Here is a 16,341-nt window from a genome sequence, read left to right on the forward strand (position 1 = left end):
TTAATAGTTGAATGATTGGGGTAGACATCGTTAATGTAGGAAGGTTTCCCTTGGAAATCTAGGGATACTTAATTATATACAATCTTATAATAGTAATTTAATAGTAGGAGGAGTGTTACTCATGGAAGATCTTTATCCTTCAAGGCAAAATAACCGACCGGAAATTTTGAAGCGGAAGGATCCTGTTATTTATACAGATCGATCCAAAGATAATCAGGCTCCTATTACAAAAGAACAGCTTGATTCTTATGAAAAAAATGGGTTTTTGCAGATTAAAAACTTCTTCTCAGATAAGGAAGTAGTGGATATGCAGAAAGCCATTTTTGAATTGCAAAAGTCTCATCACAATGTTTCTTCTGACAAAATTATTCGTGAGCCAGAGAGTGATGAGATTCGTTCTATTTTTCACGTGCATCATGATGATAACTACTTTAAGAATATAGCAAATGACAAGCGACTTCTTGACATAGTTGAATATTTATTGGGAAGTGGCGTATATATACATCAATCTCGAATTAATTATAAACCAGGTTTTAAAGGAAAAGAATTTGATTGGCATTCTGATTTTGAAACATGGCATGTTGAGGATGGTATGCCACGGATGCGAGCAATAAGTGTGTCGATTGCGTTATCAGATAATTATAGCTTTAATGGTCCTTTAATGCTGATACCTGGATCCCACAATTTCTATGTTAGCTGTGTAGGGGATACTCCAGAAGATAATTATAAAAAGTCACTTAAAAAACAAAAACTGGGTGTTCCTGATGAAAACAGTCTACGCTGGTTATGTGATAAAGGTGGAGGTATTACTGCCCCAACTGGAAAAGCAGGTGCTGTAACATTATTTGAAAGCAATACAATGCATGGATCATCTAGTAATATGACGCCATATCCACGTAATAACTTATTTATGGTATATAATAGTATTGAGAATCGATTAGTAGAACCATTTTCTGGAGGAAAAGAACGTCCAGAATATATTGCAGTTCGTCAGAATGAATTGAGTTTAAGCGGTTGAAAAGAGGGTAACTAAGGGAAACTTTCCTTAATTAAGTATTCCTAGATGATTAGAAGCTGGCTACAAGTTATGCCTTGTAGTCAGCTTTATTATCTATGAAATATTATCGTAGGGAGATTCTAGAAGTCTCCTCGTATCTGGCGCAGGAGCTGGACGCGGCTCAACACGCCATTATTTATTCACATGGTCTTATTTTGAACTATGACTATAGGTTTCTACAAGATTTCTCTTAAATGAATCGTCACAGTAAACCATTCAATGGTTGATACCAAATGTAATGATGAGAATTCTATCACAACAGTGGGAAATAGAGGCTATGGATTATGGTGAGATCTATCAACAAGTTCTTTCAAAAAATGAATATTCGTTCACAGAATATATGGTGAAACTCTCCGTAGTTACTTGATGGTATGTAAGCTTAGGGAGAGGATAGAAGGAAATCAAAAAAGATGATTAATTCTATTTCTCATCGGAAAATGGTGGGAAAGATAATCTTTAATTCAAAAATAATTTGGCATAAAAAAGAGAGAACTAGTATTCATCTAGTGCTCCCTTGTATAGCTATAATAAAAAATAAGTTCGCTTATTGTTTAACTGTATTTTTTTTCGTTACTTTTTCAATCCAATCAAAAGGATCTTTTTCTCTACCGTACTGAATTCCAGTTAGTGTATCATAAAGAGCTTTTGAAATTTTTCCTGTCTTACCTTCATTGATATAAAGATCTTTATTCTCCCAACTAAGTTGGCCAATTGGTGAAATAACTGCTGCTGTTCCTGTACCAAAAGCTTCCTCCAACGTTTCATCTAAATAAGCTTGATATAAATCATCGATTGCGAGTTTTTCTTCAATCACCGGTATATTCCAATATTGAAGCATTTGGATAACAGAATTTCGCGTTACTCCTTCTAAAATACTACCATTAAGTGCTGGTGTGTAAACTTTTCCATTAATCTTAAAGAATACATTCATGCTACCAACTTCTTCAATATATTTCTTTTCTAATCCATCTAACCATAGTACCTGAGTAAATCCTTTTTGTGCACATAATTCTTGTGCTTTTAAACTGGCAGCATAATTTCCACCGGTTTTTGCTTCACCCGTACCACCTTTTACTGTCCGAACGTATTGATTTTCTACAGCGATTTTAACGGGATTTATCCCTTCTTTGTAATAGGCCCCTACCGGTGATAGGATAACGATTAATTTGTATTGATGTGATGGAGCCACGCCGATAAATGGTTCCGTAGATATAATGAATGGACGGATATAAAGAGATGTTCCCTCAGCGGTTGGAATCCACTCTTTATCTAAATATACTAGCTGCTTAATCGCCTGCAGAATAAATGCTTCGTCAATCGGAGGAATACATAGCCGATCATTTGACCGATTTAGACGCTGCAGGTTTTTTTCAGGTCGAAACAGATGAATATCGCCTTCTGGCGTATAGTAGGCTTTTAATCCTTCGAAAACGGATTGACCATAATGAAATGTCATTGCGGAAGGATCAATCGTCAAAGGCTCGTAAGGTACAATCCGTGGATCGTGCCAGCCTAATGGTACAGAATAATCCATAATAAACATATGGTCTGTAAATACTCTTCCAAATTCTAGTTGATCGGTTTTCGGTTTTTCTTTTTTCACTGCACTATGGTTTACCTTAACTGTCCATTCTTCCATGTCACTATCCCCTTGCTGTAAAAATTTTAATAACTATATTAGTCTATAATTCTAATAAAAGCAACCCTTAATTTTCAGTTTTTTTTATTTAATTAAAATGTTGTATACTTTTTATAAGGTATGCAAGATGAAAGGGAGATGTATAGATGCGCAAAGCAATTATTTTTGATTTAGACGATACGTTATTATGGGATAAAAAAAGTATAGAAGAATCGTTTAAAGATACTTGTAAACTAGCGAGTAAGGCTAATACCAAAATTGATCCTATCATCCTGGAAGAAAGAGTAAAGGAAAAAGCTCGTAGGTTATATGCTTCCTATCCTACCTATTCTTTTACTAGAATGATTGGTATTAATCCATTCGAGGGATTATGGGGGGATTTTTTTGATAAGGGAGAAGTCTTTGAGCAGCTTCACAAGCTGGCTCCAGATTATCGTAAATCGACTTGGACAGAAGCATTAAGAGAAGTTAGTGTCGATGATCCATACCTTGGTGCTGAGCTAGCTGAAGCTTTTCCAAGGATTAGAAAGGAGAAGGCGTACGTCTATAAGGATACCTTTGATGTGCTTGATCAGTTAGCTAGTGAATTTACATTACTATTATTAACAAACGGTTCTCCAGATTTACAGGAAACAAAGCTAGACTTAACCCCTAGGCTAAGGTCATATTTTGATGCGATTATAATATCTGGAGCATTTGGTAAGGGAAAGCCGGATGCTTCTATATTTCAACATGCATTAGATATACTTGAAGTGGAAAAAGATAAGGTAATCATGGTTGGTGATAATTTAAATACAGATATATTGGGAGCTTCTCGAATTGGCATTGATTCGATCTGGATTAATCGAGAAGATATAGAGAATAATGGATTACCAACTTTCGAAGTAAAGGATTTATCGTCCGTATTAGCTCTAATTCGTAAAGGTGTATAAGAAGGGTAAGCTAGGCTGTCGCGAACGACAGCCTAAGCTTGAGATGTAACAAGCCTCCAAATGATTCTATAAATCTATCGCTGTAGCATCGTGAATTTCATCTACTTCTTCGATGGCTGATAACTCATGTTTTTCAATGTGTCGATCTACAGTCATCACCATAATGGCATCTCCACCAATATCTGCACGGTCTACTTGCATTGTTGCAATATTGATTTGATGTGTAGCAAGTAAGCTTCCCATTTTTCCGATTACCCCAGGTTGATCTTTATGGTGGATAACTAATAAATGACCTTTTGGTGTCACATCTACACTGTAATGGTCAACTTTAACAATTCGGGGACCTAAACCATTTAATAATGTGCCGGAAACACTACGTTTTTCTGATTTTGTTTTGATTTCAACATTTAACAGGTTTGTAAAACCTTTGGTTGATGAGGTCTTATTTTCATGAATAGTTATACCTCGTTTTTCGGCAAGATATAGTGCATTAACATCATTCACATGCTCGCCAAGGTGTCTTGTTAATAATCCTTTTACTGCGTTACGCGTAATGGGAGCTATTTTGGTTTTTGATAGGTCACCGGAGTAGTAAAGGTTAATTTCTTCAACAGCTTCATTTGTTAGGTGAATAAGAAATGTTCCGATTTTCTCAGCAAGATGGAAATAAGGTTCAATCTCACTTAATATTTCTTTTGATAAAGAAGGAAGATTTACTGGATGACGTACGACATCACCAGCCAGAAAACGAATAACGTCTTCACTGACATCGATGGCTACACTTTCTTGTGCCTCAAATGTACTTGCTCCAAGATGGGGGGTTGCTATGACTTCTGGTAATTCCAATAATTTATTATTGTAAAATGGCTCCTCTTCAAATACATCTAATGCTGCTCCAGCCACTTGATTGGATTGAATGGCCTGATAGAGAGCATCCTCATCAATTATTCCACCTCTAGCACAATTAATAATTTGTACACCAGGTTTGACAAGCTTAAAAGCTTCTGCGTTCAATAAGTGACGCGTTTCTTTTAAAAGCGGTGTGTGTATTGTTATAAAATCAGCATCTTTTAATACATCTTCAACTGTGCCATATCGTATATCCATTTTTTCTGCCTTGTCCTCTGTTAAAAATGGATCATATGCAATAATAGTCATGCGTTGACCTTTCGCTCTGTAAGCTACCTCAGCACCTATACGACCAAGTCCTATGATTCCCAGTGTTTTATTCTTTAATTCCGTACCAACATACTTTTTTCGATCCCAATGTTTGTTTTTAAGTGATAAATATGCTTGGGGAATCTTTCTTGAAAGGGCCATTATCATGGCCATCGTATGTTCGGCTGCTGAATTCGTATTACCATTTGGTGCATTGACAACAATAATTCCATATTCAGTAGCCGCATCCAGATCGATGTTATCTACACCCACTCCAGCACGTCCGATAATCTTGAGTTTGTGCGCTTTCATGATTAAGTTTCGCGTAACCTGTGTCTGGCTTCTGACTAATAGGGCATCGTATTCCGCTATCCGATCTTCTAATTGCTCTTGTGACCAGTCAATTGCCATCTCAATGCTGATATGATTTGCTTGATTTAAAGGATATATACCTTCTTTACTTAATGGATCTGAAATTAAAACTTTAAACATTTTATTACCTCCTAAGGGTATCGGACAAAGTTAGATTTTTATCCTAATTAATTCACTAGTAACTAAAATTAACTGACTTCAGTGGATTTTACAGAGATCTCACTCGTGAATTAATTGAATATAGTATGTCAACGGGGAATGACTTTGCAATGACGAATGGTGAACAAACCGAAACTTTACTGAAAGAAATAACTTTATTCTATTTGTTGTTTAAATATACATTTTGCGCAGCACGAACACCTTTTCCTAGCTCAATATTTTTGTTAATCTTTCGCAAACCAATCTCCATTAAACTAATAATTTGTAGGACATCAGCGGGATTGCAATACCCCATATGACCGATACGGAAAATGGCTCCTTTTAAATGCTGTTGTCCCCCAGCGATGGTTAATCCAAATTCTGAACGAAGTACCTTTCTTAGTGCTTCAGCTGAAAAATCGGCAGGTCGAACAGCAGTAACTGTAGGTGACCCATCAGTATCCTTTGTCAGTAAAGGAATATTCAATGCATGAAAAGCATTTCGAGTCATTTCTCCCATGAGCTGATGGCGTTTATAAATAGTGGATAGTCCTTCATCTTCCATTAATGCAATAGCCTGTTTAAGCCCTAATAATAATGAAACAGCAGGTGTAAAAGGACTTGAATTTTCTTCTAACTTATTACGGTATTTTCGCATGTCTAGATAAAAACGAGGTTGCTGGTTATGTTCAATTGCCTCCCAAGCACGTTTACTGGCAGCAACAAAAGCTAGACCAGCCGGAAGCATCATTGCCTTCTGTGACCCAGTCACAACAATGTCCAATCCCCATTCATCCATTTGCGTTTCGGTAGCACCGATACAAGAAACACCATCCACAATAAATAGCGCGTTTGAGTACTGATGGACTACGCTTGCTAAGTCCTTTATGGGGTTTAGCACACCAGTAGATGTTTCACAAAATGTAGCGAATACAGCTTTTACATCTTGATGTTTTTGTAATAAATGTTGTAATTGATCTGGGCTAGCAGCTTCTCCCCATGTGACGTCATAACGATGAACTAAAATGTGATATTCCTCACATATTTTCGTAAACCTATCACCAAATGCACCAGATACAATTACAATTACTTCTTCACCTGGTTCCACAGCGTTTACGACAGCAGTTTCTAGAGCGGCTGTGCCACTTGATGTGAATAGCAATACCTCTTCTTTTGTACCAAAGATTGGCTTCAACTTACCCTTTAAAGCTTCAAGCAACGCCTGCATTTCTTGCCCTCTATGTCCAATCATTGGCTGAGACATAGCTCGTTGAACACTTGGGGGAATAGGGGTGGGCCCAGGTATTCTAAGTATTTGCTGTTCCATTTGCATAATTTACTCCTTTCTAGACAAATTCCGTCTATTTCATTTGTTCTGAAATAATATTTTTCAGCATAGCAGAACTTTATATATTGTCAATCAATTTCCTGTATTTAAAATATTAAATTTGTAAAATGATTCTTTTGGCATGTTCAAACCAATAGCTTCTAAAGATGAAAGATAAAAAAGGTTGCTTTATTTAATTTTCCAATATAGAATATTCTTTAAAATTCTAAAAAAGGATAAAGGAAATCTATCGAATAGATTTTTGGACAAGGAGGGGACAGCGGTGGTTACTTTTGTAGCATCCATCTTGTTATTACTTATTGGTTATTTCGTATACGGAAGGGTGGTTGAACAAATTTTTGGCATTAACGATCAGCGGCCTACTCCTGCATATGCGAATCAGGATGGTTTTGATTACATGCCAATGAGCTGGTGGAAAGCAATTTTAATACAGTTGTTGAATATCGCTGGAACCGGACCGATTTTTGGTGCAGTAATGGGAGCGTTATATGGTCCAGTTGCATTTATTTGGATTGTAATAGGTTGTATATTTGCTGGTGCTATTCATGACTATATGTCAGGTATGCTATCGCTACGTCAAGGAGGAGCGCAATTTCCATCACTTGTTGGGAAATATTTAGGAAAATATGCTAGAGCATTTATTACGCTTTTATCTATATTATTAATGATATTAGTGGCAGCAGCATTTACTGCTGCGCCCGCACAATTATTGTCACAAATAAGTCCACTTAATTTCTTGACATCTATATTAATTGTGTTTGCGTATTTTCTATTAGCTACCGTTCTACCAATCACTAAAATTATTGGTAAGATATATCCGTTATTTGGTGCCATCCTTATTTTTATGGCTATTTCTATAGGTGTTGGGATATTCTTTTTTGACTATACCGTTCCTAATTTAACGTTGACTAATCTTCATCCTAATGAGCTACCTATCTGGCCGTTATTAATGGTGACAATTTCTTGTGGTGCAATATCAGGATTTCATAGTACACAAAGTCCGATTTTAGCTAGAACCCTTAAAAAAGAAAGCGAAGGAAGAAAAGTTTTTTATGGAGCTATGATAGGAGAGGGGATCATTGCTCTTGTTTGGGCGGCAGCAGGGATGGCGTTTTATAACGGAACAAATGGACTGCAAACTGCTCTTGGGTCAGGTGGCCCGGCAGGTGTTGTCAATGAAATTAGTATTGCTACATTGGGAACATTTGGCGGTATATTAGCAGTGTTGGGTGTAATGATACTGCCAATTACTACAGGAGATACAGCATTACGGTCATCAAGAATGATGTTAGCTGATTTACTAAGGCAGTTATCGAATAAGCAAGTGTTAGGAAAGAGATCGCTTATATTATTGGTTATTCCTGTAGCTATACCTGCATTTTTATTATCCTTAATAGATTACAGTTTTTTATGGCGATATGTGGGTTGGTCAAATCAAGTTGTAGCTACATTTATGCTTTGGACTGGTGCCATGTATTTACTTAAGCATCAGAAGTTTCACTGGATATGTAGCATACCAGCATTATTTATGACTGGAGTAGTAAGTACGTATATATTTTATGCACCTGAGGGATTTCATTTAGAATACAGACTTTCAATGGTTATTGGAACAGTGATTTGGGCTGTTGTATTCATTTGGTTTATTTACCAGCTAGTTAAAAGTAAAACGGCAAATAAAGAAAAAAGGCTTACTAATACTTACGTTGGTTAGATGGGATGAAACAGAAACGAGATTCTATATATTTACCAACGATAAAGAATTATCAAAACAACAAATAGAATAGAACGAATAAAAAGCCGAATGGATTCAAATTTCTTAGTTCGGCTTTTTGCTTTAATGAAAATTGCCAATTAATTTCTCGCTTTAGGAAATATTTTGAAAAAAACATTGACAGCATTTGTAAAACGAACTATGATGATCTCTGTAACGGGTTACATATTAAGAATAAACAAAGAAATTACTTACATGAAAGGGTTTAAATAATGGCAACGATAAAAGATGTAGCAAAGCTTGCAAACGTCTCCACGGCAACAGTTTCAAGGGTGCTAAATAATAATGGATATGTAAATAAGGATACAAAAGAACGTGTGACAAGAGCAATTAGGCAATTGGACTATCGACCTAATGATATTGCTAGAAGTTTGTTCAAAGGGAAGTCCAAAATGATTGCGTTATTTGTACCAGACATTATGAATCCGTTTTTTCCAGAGCTAGCTCGTGCAGTAGAAGATATAACAAATAAACATAATTATACATTTGTACTATGTAATACTGATGATGATCTTGAAAAAGAGATAACGTATCTAAATGCATTACAACAGAAGTCAGTTGATGGTTTTATTATTGTTTCAAGTAATTTAAAGGAAGATTATCTTCATAATATGAATGCCCCTGTTGTTGCACTTGATCGGATTGTTAGTAAGCAGTTATCTTCTGTTACGGTTAATAATCGCGAAAGTGCTAGGGAGGCAACGAATTATCTGAAAGCAATTGGCTGTAAACGAATTGCGCATATATGCGGACCGGACTATGCGATGAATACATTGGAACGACTTGGTGGCTATTTAGATATAGTTAAAAAAGAGAAATGGTTTCTATCAAGCTATGTTGTTTCTGGTGAATATAACTATGAAAAAACAATTGCAGTAACGAAAGAATTACTTACTAATCATCCAGAAATTGATGGTATATTTGCAGCAAATGATAAGATGGGAGTAGGAGTAATAAAAGCAGCAGAAGCATTAGGTGTGAAAATACCAGAGGAATTGGCGGTAGTTGGATTCGATGGAATAGCTATGGGGGAGACAACTACCCCTTCGTTAACAACGATGGAGCAGCCGATTTATGATATTGGGGCACAGGCTGCAAAGCTTTTATTGGAGCATATTCATGACTCAAATCGTAGCATTGAGCAAGTCAACCTAAAGACAAAGTTAATAGAGCGTGATTCAACTAGAAAACGGAGGTAAACTGCAAATGACTAATAAACCAATTGTAACCATTATAGGTAGTATTAATATGGATTTAACGATAACTACACAGACGATGCCTATGCAAGGAGAAACGGTGCTTGGAAAGCATTTTTCAACATTTCCAGGTGGTAAAGGTGCGAATCAAGCCGTTGCGGCAGCAAGACTTGGTGCTAATGTTAACATGATTGGAATGGTAGGTGCGGATGCCTTTGGAGATAAACTTTCTAAGCATTTACGGAAAGAGGGTATCAATGATTCGGGCATATCAATTGATAACGAAGCGTCAACTGGGATCGCTAATATTATTTTATCGGAAAATGATAATCGAATTATTGTTGTACCTGGTGCGAATTATAGTCTATCACCGAATATTATAGATCAACATCGTCATTTGATAAAGGAGAGTGATGTTGTTCTTGTACAATTGGAAATTCCAATGGAAACAGTTAACTATACCGTGCAAGTAGCGAAAGAATTTCAGGTTCCAGTTATTTTAAATCCTGCTCCGTATCAAGATTTACCTGATGAGCTGCTAGAATTAGCAACCTATTTGACCCCAAATGAAATAGAAGCAGAAGCATTGAATAGTAATCCATTATTTATGAAGATTCAAGGAAAAATAATCATGACACAAGGAGAGAAAGGTGTCCATTATTTTCTAAATGGGAAGGAGTACCATATTCCAAGTTATCAAGTTGGTGTCAAAGACACAACAGGTGCAGGTGACACATTTAATGGTGCACTTGCTGCCCAACTCGGCCAAGGACATTCTCTTCCTGAAGCAATTAGATTTTCAACTGCAGCTGCAGCATTATCTGTTAGTAAAATTGGTGCACAAGGTGGGATGCCGACGAAGCAAATGGTTGAACAGTTTTTGCAAGAAAGAGGTAGCGTTCAATAAATTTAACGAATCTTTAGTGGAGGTTTTATGGTCTATCGACGGTACGAATTTCATTCGTACAATTGTATCTTTGAAAGTACACAGAGGCGATTTTAGTGTATCTTATCGGGAATTTTCGGATAATTAATCCCCCACTAATCCTTGATGACTCCTGTTAAAGTCTTGAAGTCGGTGTCATCTTACACATAGATGTGAGATGAAAATTGTAAGGATTAACCATTTAACTAGGAGCAGAGTTATTTAATATCAATTGCTGGTACAGCTGTACATAGAGGCTTACCCTCAAATGAGATAGTCTTCGTTTCTAACAGTAGATTACTAGACATAGGCTGGTAGTTGTATTTTCTACAAGTACGCATACGATTGTAGCACCACATAAGTAGGTATCTTTTTATACCATGGGGGGATGAGAATGAAGGCATCACCAATCATAGAAATGGCTAATATTGATAAGTATTTCGCAGGCAATCCTGTTTTAAAAGCAGTTGATTTTCAAGTGTTACCTGGTGAAATTCATGCACTTATGGGAGAGAATGGGGCAGGCAAGTCTACGCTAGTAAAAATATTAACTGGTATTTATAGACGAGATCAAGGTGTAATAAAATGGAAGAATAAAGAAGTTGTTTTTAAGAATCCGAAACAAGCTGAACAGAACGGAATTATTGTAATTCATCAGGAATTAAATATTATTCCGCATTTAACTGTTTCACAAAATTTGTTTTTAGGAAAAGATATTACATATGGTAAGACAGGTATACTTAATAAAAAAGAAATGCACCAACGTACGAAGCGACGTTTATATGAGTTAGGGGTAACGAACATTCACCCAAATGATATAGCGGGCAATTTATCGATAGGCAAGCAGCAACTGGTGGAGATTGCTCGGGCTTTGGCGGCGAATGCAGAGATGATCATTATGGATGAACCAACCGCAGCCTTAACGGAACGTGAGATAGAACGGTTATTTCATGTAATCCAGAAACTCAAAAATCAAGGTGTTAGTATAATTTATATTTCTCATCGAATGGAAGAAATTTTCGATATATGTGATCGCATTACGGTACTAAGAGATGGTCAAACCATTGGAACAAAATTAATCGCGGATACATCTTTTACTGACATAGTAAGAATGATGGTGGGAAGGGAATTGGGAGATCGTTTTCCTGAAAGAGTAAACGTTCCTGGTAAAGTGATCTTTGAAGTAGAAAATATATCAAAAGAAGACCTGTTTGAAAATATTTCTTTTTCTGTAAGAAAGGGGGAAATTCTTGGAATAGCAGGTTTGATGGGGGCAGGCCGTTCAGAAGTAATGGAAGCTATTTTTGGTTTTAGTAACAAGGACCATGGTGCAATTAGAATAAATGGAAAATTAGTAACAATTAAACATCCAAGAGATGCAATCGAAGCAGGAATTGGTTTTATAACCGAAGACAGAAAATCTAAAGGACTAATCATGCATGCACCGATTAGAGAAAATATTGCATCAGCAAATTTGAAAGCGATATCAACATATGGTGTTATCGTAAATTCAAAGGAAACATTATTAATTGAAGCATTAATAAATAGATTACAAATTCGAGCTATAAGTAGTGAGCAGGAGGCGAAGTCGTTAAGTGGTGGAAATCAGCAAAAAGTTGTTCTAGCAAAATGGTTAGGAATTAACCCAAAGATTTTAATATTAGATGAACCTACTAGGGGGGTGGATATTGGGGCAAAGAAGGAGATTTATAAAATTATCAATGAGCTTACTAAAAGTGGTGTTGCTATCATAATGATTTCATCTGAGCTTCCCGAAATATTAGGTATGAGTGATCGAATTATGGTAATGCATGAAGGGAAAATAGCGACGTTTTTAGATAGGCAGGAAGCGAATCAAGAGAGAATTATGGCAGCTGCGACTGGAGGTGTAAGGCATGACTCAACTTACTAGATTTAGCTTAGCAAAAATCGGCCCTCTATTAGGATTGGTTGTAATCACATTTATCTTAGGTATACTGAGTGATAATTTTTTTACGCTAGATAATATTTTAAACCTTCTTAGACAAGTATCCGTAAATGCACTTATTGCATTTGGCATGACCTTTGTCATTCTAACAGCAGGTATTGATTTGTCTGTAGGTTCTATTTTAGCTTTGGGAAGTGCTTTAACGGCAGGGCTACTGACAAGTGGTATGGATCCGTTATTGGCAGTATGCATGGGCTTAGTTATTGGGCTCATTTTAGGTGCGGTAAATGGCATTATTATTACAAAAGGAAAGGTTGCGCCATTTATTGCCACACTTGCAACAATGACAATATACAGAGGAGCTACGCTTGTATTTACAGATGGTAAGCCGATTACTGGATTATCAGATAGCTTTCTATTTGAAATGATTGGAAAAGGTTATGTGTTTGGAATTCCCTTTCCAGCGATCGTTATGGTCATTATGTTCTTTCTTCTTTATTTTATCCTTCAACAGACCGTGTTTGGTAGACAAGTTTATGCAGTTGGGGGAAATGAAGAAGCTTCTACCTTATCTGGAATAAAAGCAGATCGAGTGAAAATCTGGGTTTATTCGTTGACGGGTATGCTATCTGTCTTAGCTGGAATTATAATTACAAGTCGTTTAAATTCCGCACAGCCAACTGCTGGAAGCATGTATGAGTTAGATGCGATTGCAGCAGTTGTCATTGGAGGTACCAGCTTAGCTGGAGGGAGGGGGAGAATCACTGGAACGTTAATAGGTGCTTTAATAATTGGAGTCATCGATAATGGTTTAAACCTATTACATGTTTCTTCATTTTATCAGCAGATTGTAAAAGGCGTTGTTATTTTATTAGCAGTCTTACTAGATAGGAAGTCACCCTAAATTGGAAAATAGTATTAAATACAACCATTTATAAAAAATTCTAAGAAAAGGTAGGGGAAAAAACTATGATTACTTATTTTAAAAGAATAGGAGTTATTACACTAATACTACTTTTATTAGCAGCTTGTTCAACAGAAGCACCTGGTTCAGCGAATGAAACAGAGGAGAATACGGATAAACAGGGTGAGGAAGGTGTAAAAGTTGGGTTCTCTGTCTCTACATTAAACAATCCATTTTTTGTAACTTTACGTGACGGTGCGAAAGCAGGGGCAAAGGAAGCAGGTTATAAATTGCTCACGGTTGATGCTCAAAATGATCCATCCACTCAACTGAGTGATATTGAGGATTTATTACAGCAGGATATTGATGTATTGTTAGTGAATCCAGTTGATTCGAGTGCTATAGTTTCAGCTATTGAATTAGCAAACGATAAAGAAGTTCCAGTTATTACGGTTGATCGAAGCGCTGAAGGTGGAGAGGTTAAAACACATATTGCTTCTGATAATGTGAAAGGGGGAGAAATGGCAGGAGAGTTTATTGCAGAGCAATTAGGAGAAGCGGGAAATGTTGTTGAATTGGAAGGAATCGCAGGTGCTTCAGCAACTCGTGAACGTGGAGAAGGTTTTCATAATAGGATTGATCAATTAGATAAAGTTGAAATAGCTGCTAGTCAGTCTGCTGATTTTGATCGGACAAAAGGGTTAGCTGTTATGGAGAATATCATTCAAAGTGTAGGCGATTTTGAAGCTGTATTTGCCCATAATGATGAAATGGCATTAGGGGCAGTAGAGGCATTAGCAGCACAGAACTTATTAAAAGATGTTATTGTTGTTGGCTTTGATGCGACGGATGATGCGGTAGCAGCTGTAGAAGAAGGAACAATGGCTGCAACGATCGCCCAACAGCCAGAACTAATTGGTGAGCATGCAATTGAGGCCGTGGAAAAAATAATAAATGGAGAAGAAGTGGAGGCTTTTATCCCTGTCGAGCTACAATTAATAACCAAATAAAAATGTAATTTATCCTATCTACAAGAATTTCATTACAGGGAACTGTACCCCAGCTTGTTAAAGGGGCAGTTCCTATTATAATGGTTTAAAAACCCATGACTATGCCGGTGGGTACTAGTGAGCCTATAGCCATGGAATGGTAAGTATCATACTTCGGTAGTTGTCAAAATTTACGAAAGCTACGCTCACCTTTTCTATTTTTTATACAGCCATTTTTAAGAATTGTCTTTTTGGAACCCGTAGCTCCTATGGGGTTTTTATAGCAAGTATGCTGTGTGAATATTATAATCATATCCCTTTCCATGATCCGAAGTATCTTACTTACTATGATCGTTATTTTGAATGAGATGCTTGGCTATCCTTAAACTTTCTCTATAAGCAAATATGGTTTAGAATAATGAAAAGAGGAAAATAATGACTATGCAAGATGATTTAGCTAAGCATATTTGTACAGGAGAGATAAAGTGAGGTAGGAGTAATAGTCATGTATAAAAACTCAGAACGATTTTTGACAGCATTTAACCGAATTGAGAAGTTGCTACGAGCTTTATTAATACATAAAAAAGACGTCGGCTTTTCAAAAGCTGTAAAAATATTAAGAAATTCGAATGCTTTAGTACGGACGTACAGTGATGATTTATTAGAGTTTGCTGAATTAAGAAATGCAATTGTTCATAATAAAATCGACATGACGCATGCAATAGCCGAGCCACACGATACAATTGTTGAACGAATTGAAGAAATAGAGAAAGAACTAAGTGAACCAAAACGTGTAATTCCTCTATTTTCTAGAAGTGTTTATTGTTATCAATTAACGGACCCATTAAATAAGCTGTTAACCATTATTCATGAGAAACAATTGTCAAAATTCCCGGTATATCAGGGAGAGGAATTTAAAGGTCTGCTCACTCAAAAGGGCATTACTAACTGGCTAGCCGGAAGGAAAAATCAGGACAAGCTTAATGGAAGTTGTGCGCTGGAAGAAGTCCTTCCATTTGAAAATCAAGATAACACTCGATTTATTCATCAGGGAACGACAATTTACGAAGCAATTGAAATCTTTAAAGAGCATACAAGTAAAGGAGAGCGACTGGAGGCATTGCTAATTACGAAAAATGGCAAGCCATCGAGCCACCTACTAGGTATTATTACAACATGGGATATATTAGAAATTTCCTAATGTAAGAATTTAATTAGAAAGCGTGATGCAGAAATGGACTTCGTATCTATTGATTTCGAGACAGCGAACGAAAAGCGATCTAGTCCTTGTGCGGTTGGGATTGTCGTTTCGGATGGAGAAAATATTACGGACGAATATTATAGCCTTATTAATCCCATGATGGATTTTCGTTCTATGAATATACAAGTACATGGGATTAGGGAAGATGATGTAATCGATGCTCCGACATTTCCTGAAATATGGTCAACGATTCATCAATATTTATCAAAAAGTGTCGTGATTGCACATAATGCTAGTTTTGATATGAGCGTGATCAGGCATACGCTAGACCATTTTCAACTTACTTACCCTGAAATAAATTATCTTTGTACGGTAGCTATTTCTAAAAGTATGTGGCCCGGTTTATACAATTATAAACTAAATACATTAGCAGAATATCATAAAATAATGTTTAACCACCATAATGCATTAGAAGATGCGAGGGTTGCAGCACGCGTGTTTTTAGAGGCGATAAAGGTAAGTAAGACAAGCTCAATGGAGCAGTTTTTAGAACGATGTCACCTACAAACAGGAAAAATCTATGAACGTGGCTATCATGCACCTAAAATGAAAAGATCTCGACAACGTAAGCAGATCTTCATAAAATAAAGACTTTGTTCTTATGAGGCTGAGACAAAAGAATGAAGAAACAAACGAACGATGATTAGTTGAAATTAATTAGGTGGTTACCCCCAAAAGTTAGAGTTTATACTATGCAGCTGATTGGCTGGATTGCGTTCGGTAC

13 protein-coding genes are annotated in these 16,341 nt (G+C 36.6%); 10 read left to right on the plus strand and 3 right to left on the minus strand.

Translation table 11 applies throughout. From position 1 onward, the window contains the following. Positions 1 to 121 precede the first annotated feature (121 nt). Positions 122 to 1,018 carry an ectoine hydroxylase gene (gene thpD, locus ABDZ84_RS00545; protein WP_026682682.1) on the plus strand — a complete coding sequence of 299 codons (897 nt, stop codon included), beginning with the start codon at positions 122 to 124 and terminating at the stop codon, positions 1,016 to 1,018. Positions 1,019 to 1,601: 583 nt separating this feature from the next. Here the strand turns inward: thpD and ABDZ84_RS00550 are convergent. Further along, positions 1,602 to 2,696 carry a branched-chain amino acid aminotransferase gene (locus ABDZ84_RS00550; protein ID WP_026682683.1) on the minus strand — a complete coding sequence of 365 codons (1,095 nt, stop codon included), beginning with the start codon at positions 2,694 to 2,696 and terminating at the stop codon, positions 1,602 to 1,604. A 146-nt stretch (positions 2,697 to 2,842) separates the two neighbouring features. Between ABDZ84_RS00550 and ABDZ84_RS00555 the strand changes: the two genes are divergently transcribed. Continuing rightward, positions 2,843 to 3,628: an HAD family hydrolase gene (locus tag ABDZ84_RS00555; RefSeq protein WP_026682684.1), complete on the plus strand. Its 786-nt coding sequence runs from the start codon at positions 2,843 to 2,845 to the stop codon at positions 3,626 to 3,628. A 66-nt stretch (positions 3,629 to 3,694) separates the two neighbouring features. Here ABDZ84_RS00555 and serA read toward each other — a convergent pair whose 3' ends face one another. Both serA and ABDZ84_RS00565 read right to left on the minus strand, forming a co-directional pair. Next, positions 3,695 to 5,278: a phosphoglycerate dehydrogenase gene (serA, locus tag ABDZ84_RS00560; protein ID WP_121604801.1), complete on the minus strand. Its 1,584-nt coding sequence runs from the start codon at positions 5,276 to 5,278 to the stop codon at positions 3,695 to 3,697. A gap of 199 nt (positions 5,279 to 5,477) precedes the next feature. Further along, a complete protein-coding gene (locus ABDZ84_RS00565) occupies positions 5,478 to 6,629 on the minus strand; it encodes a pyridoxal-phosphate-dependent aminotransferase family protein (protein ID WP_026682686.1) in 1,152 nt (383 codons plus the stop codon). Positions 6,630 to 6,906: 277 nt separating this feature from the next. Here ABDZ84_RS00565 and ABDZ84_RS00570 point away from each other — a divergent pair, with 277 nt between their 5' ends. From ABDZ84_RS00570 to ABDZ84_RS00605, 8 genes are all read left to right on the plus strand, one after another. Further along, positions 6,907 to 8,355 (plus strand): carbon starvation CstA family protein, encoded by a 1,449-nt coding sequence (locus ABDZ84_RS00570; protein WP_343779304.1) that lies wholly within the window; start codon positions 6,907 to 6,909, stop codon positions 8,353 to 8,355. A 272-nt stretch (positions 8,356 to 8,627) separates the two neighbouring features. Beyond that, positions 8,628 to 9,614 (plus strand): LacI family DNA-binding transcriptional regulator, encoded by a 987-nt coding sequence (locus tag ABDZ84_RS00575; protein WP_026682688.1) that lies wholly within the window; start codon positions 8,628 to 8,630, stop codon positions 9,612 to 9,614. Positions 9,615 to 9,621: 7 nt separating this feature from the next. After that, positions 9,622 to 10,518: a ribokinase gene (gene rbsK, locus ABDZ84_RS00580; RefSeq protein WP_026682689.1), complete on the plus strand. Its 897-nt coding sequence runs from the start codon at positions 9,622 to 9,624 to the stop codon at positions 10,516 to 10,518. A 412-nt stretch (positions 10,519 to 10,930) separates the two neighbouring features. After that, entirely contained in the window at positions 10,931 to 12,448 is a 1,518-nt protein-coding gene (locus tag ABDZ84_RS00585) for a sugar ABC transporter ATP-binding protein (RefSeq protein ID WP_205388373.1), read from the plus strand. Then, positions 12,432 to 13,367: an ABC transporter permease subunit gene (locus ABDZ84_RS00590; protein WP_121604805.1), complete on the plus strand. Its 936-nt coding sequence runs from the start codon at positions 12,432 to 12,434 to the stop codon at positions 13,365 to 13,367. The genes ABDZ84_RS00585 and ABDZ84_RS00590 overlap by 17 nt, the downstream gene beginning before the upstream one ends. Before the next feature lie 65 nt (positions 13,368 to 13,432). Next, positions 13,433 to 14,377, plus strand: a complete 945-nt coding sequence (gene rbsB, locus ABDZ84_RS00595) for a ribose ABC transporter substrate-binding protein RbsB (RefSeq protein ID WP_343779311.1) — start codon at positions 13,433 to 13,435, stop codon at positions 14,375 to 14,377. Between the two features lie 484 nt (positions 14,378 to 14,861). After that, positions 14,862 to 15,557, plus strand: a complete 696-nt coding sequence (locus ABDZ84_RS00600) for a CBS domain-containing protein (protein ID WP_026682693.1) — start codon at positions 14,862 to 14,864, stop codon at positions 15,555 to 15,557. A gap of 33 nt (positions 15,558 to 15,590) precedes the next feature. Beyond that, positions 15,591 to 16,205 carry a 3'-5' exonuclease gene (locus tag ABDZ84_RS00605; protein ID WP_026682694.1) on the plus strand — a complete coding sequence of 205 codons (615 nt, stop codon included), beginning with the start codon at positions 15,591 to 15,593 and terminating at the stop codon, positions 16,203 to 16,205. Positions 16,206 to 16,341 lie beyond the last annotated feature (136 nt).

The organism is Virgibacillus salarius (assembly GCF_039521925.1).
GTDB classification, from domain to species: Bacteria; Bacillota; Bacilli; order Bacillales; family Amphibacillaceae; genus Virgibacillus; species Virgibacillus salarius.

Bases quoted from the DNA above. Each gene is read 5' to 3' on its own strand.
- thpD (WP_026682682.1), top strand. From the start codon at position 122: ATGGAAGATCTTTATCCTTCAAGGCAAAATAACCGACCGGAAATTTTG.
- ABDZ84_RS00550 (WP_026682683.1), bottom strand. From the start codon at position 2,696: ATGGAAGAATGGACAGTTAAGGTAAACCATAGTGCAGTGAAAAAAGAA.
- ABDZ84_RS00555 (WP_026682684.1), top strand. From the start codon at position 2,843: ATGCGCAAAGCAATTATTTTTGATTTAGACGATACGTTATTATGGGAT.
- serA (WP_121604801.1), bottom strand. From the start codon at position 5,278: ATGTTTAAAGTTTTAATTTCAGATCCATTAAGTAAAGAAGGTATATAT.
- ABDZ84_RS00565 (WP_026682686.1), bottom strand. From the start codon at position 6,629: ATGCAAATGGAACAGCAAATACTTAGAATACCTGGGCCCACCCCTATT.
- ABDZ84_RS00575 (WP_026682688.1), top strand. From the start codon at position 8,628: ATGGCAACGATAAAAGATGTAGCAAAGCTTGCAAACGTCTCCACGGCA.
- rbsK (WP_026682689.1), top strand. From the start codon at position 9,622: ATGACTAATAAACCAATTGTAACCATTATAGGTAGTATTAATATGGAT.
- ABDZ84_RS00585 (WP_205388373.1), top strand. From the start codon at position 10,931: ATGAAGGCATCACCAATCATAGAAATGGCTAATATTGATAAGTATTTC.
- ABDZ84_RS00590 (WP_121604805.1), top strand. From the start codon at position 12,432: ATGACTCAACTTACTAGATTTAGCTTAGCAAAAATCGGCCCTCTATTA.
- rbsB (WP_343779311.1), top strand. From the start codon at position 13,433: ATGATTACTTATTTTAAAAGAATAGGAGTTATTACACTAATACTACTT.
- ABDZ84_RS00600 (WP_026682693.1), top strand. From the start codon at position 14,862: ATGTATAAAAACTCAGAACGATTTTTGACAGCATTTAACCGAATTGAG.
- ABDZ84_RS00605 (WP_026682694.1), top strand. From the start codon at position 15,591: ATGGACTTCGTATCTATTGATTTCGAGACAGCGAACGAAAAGCGATCT.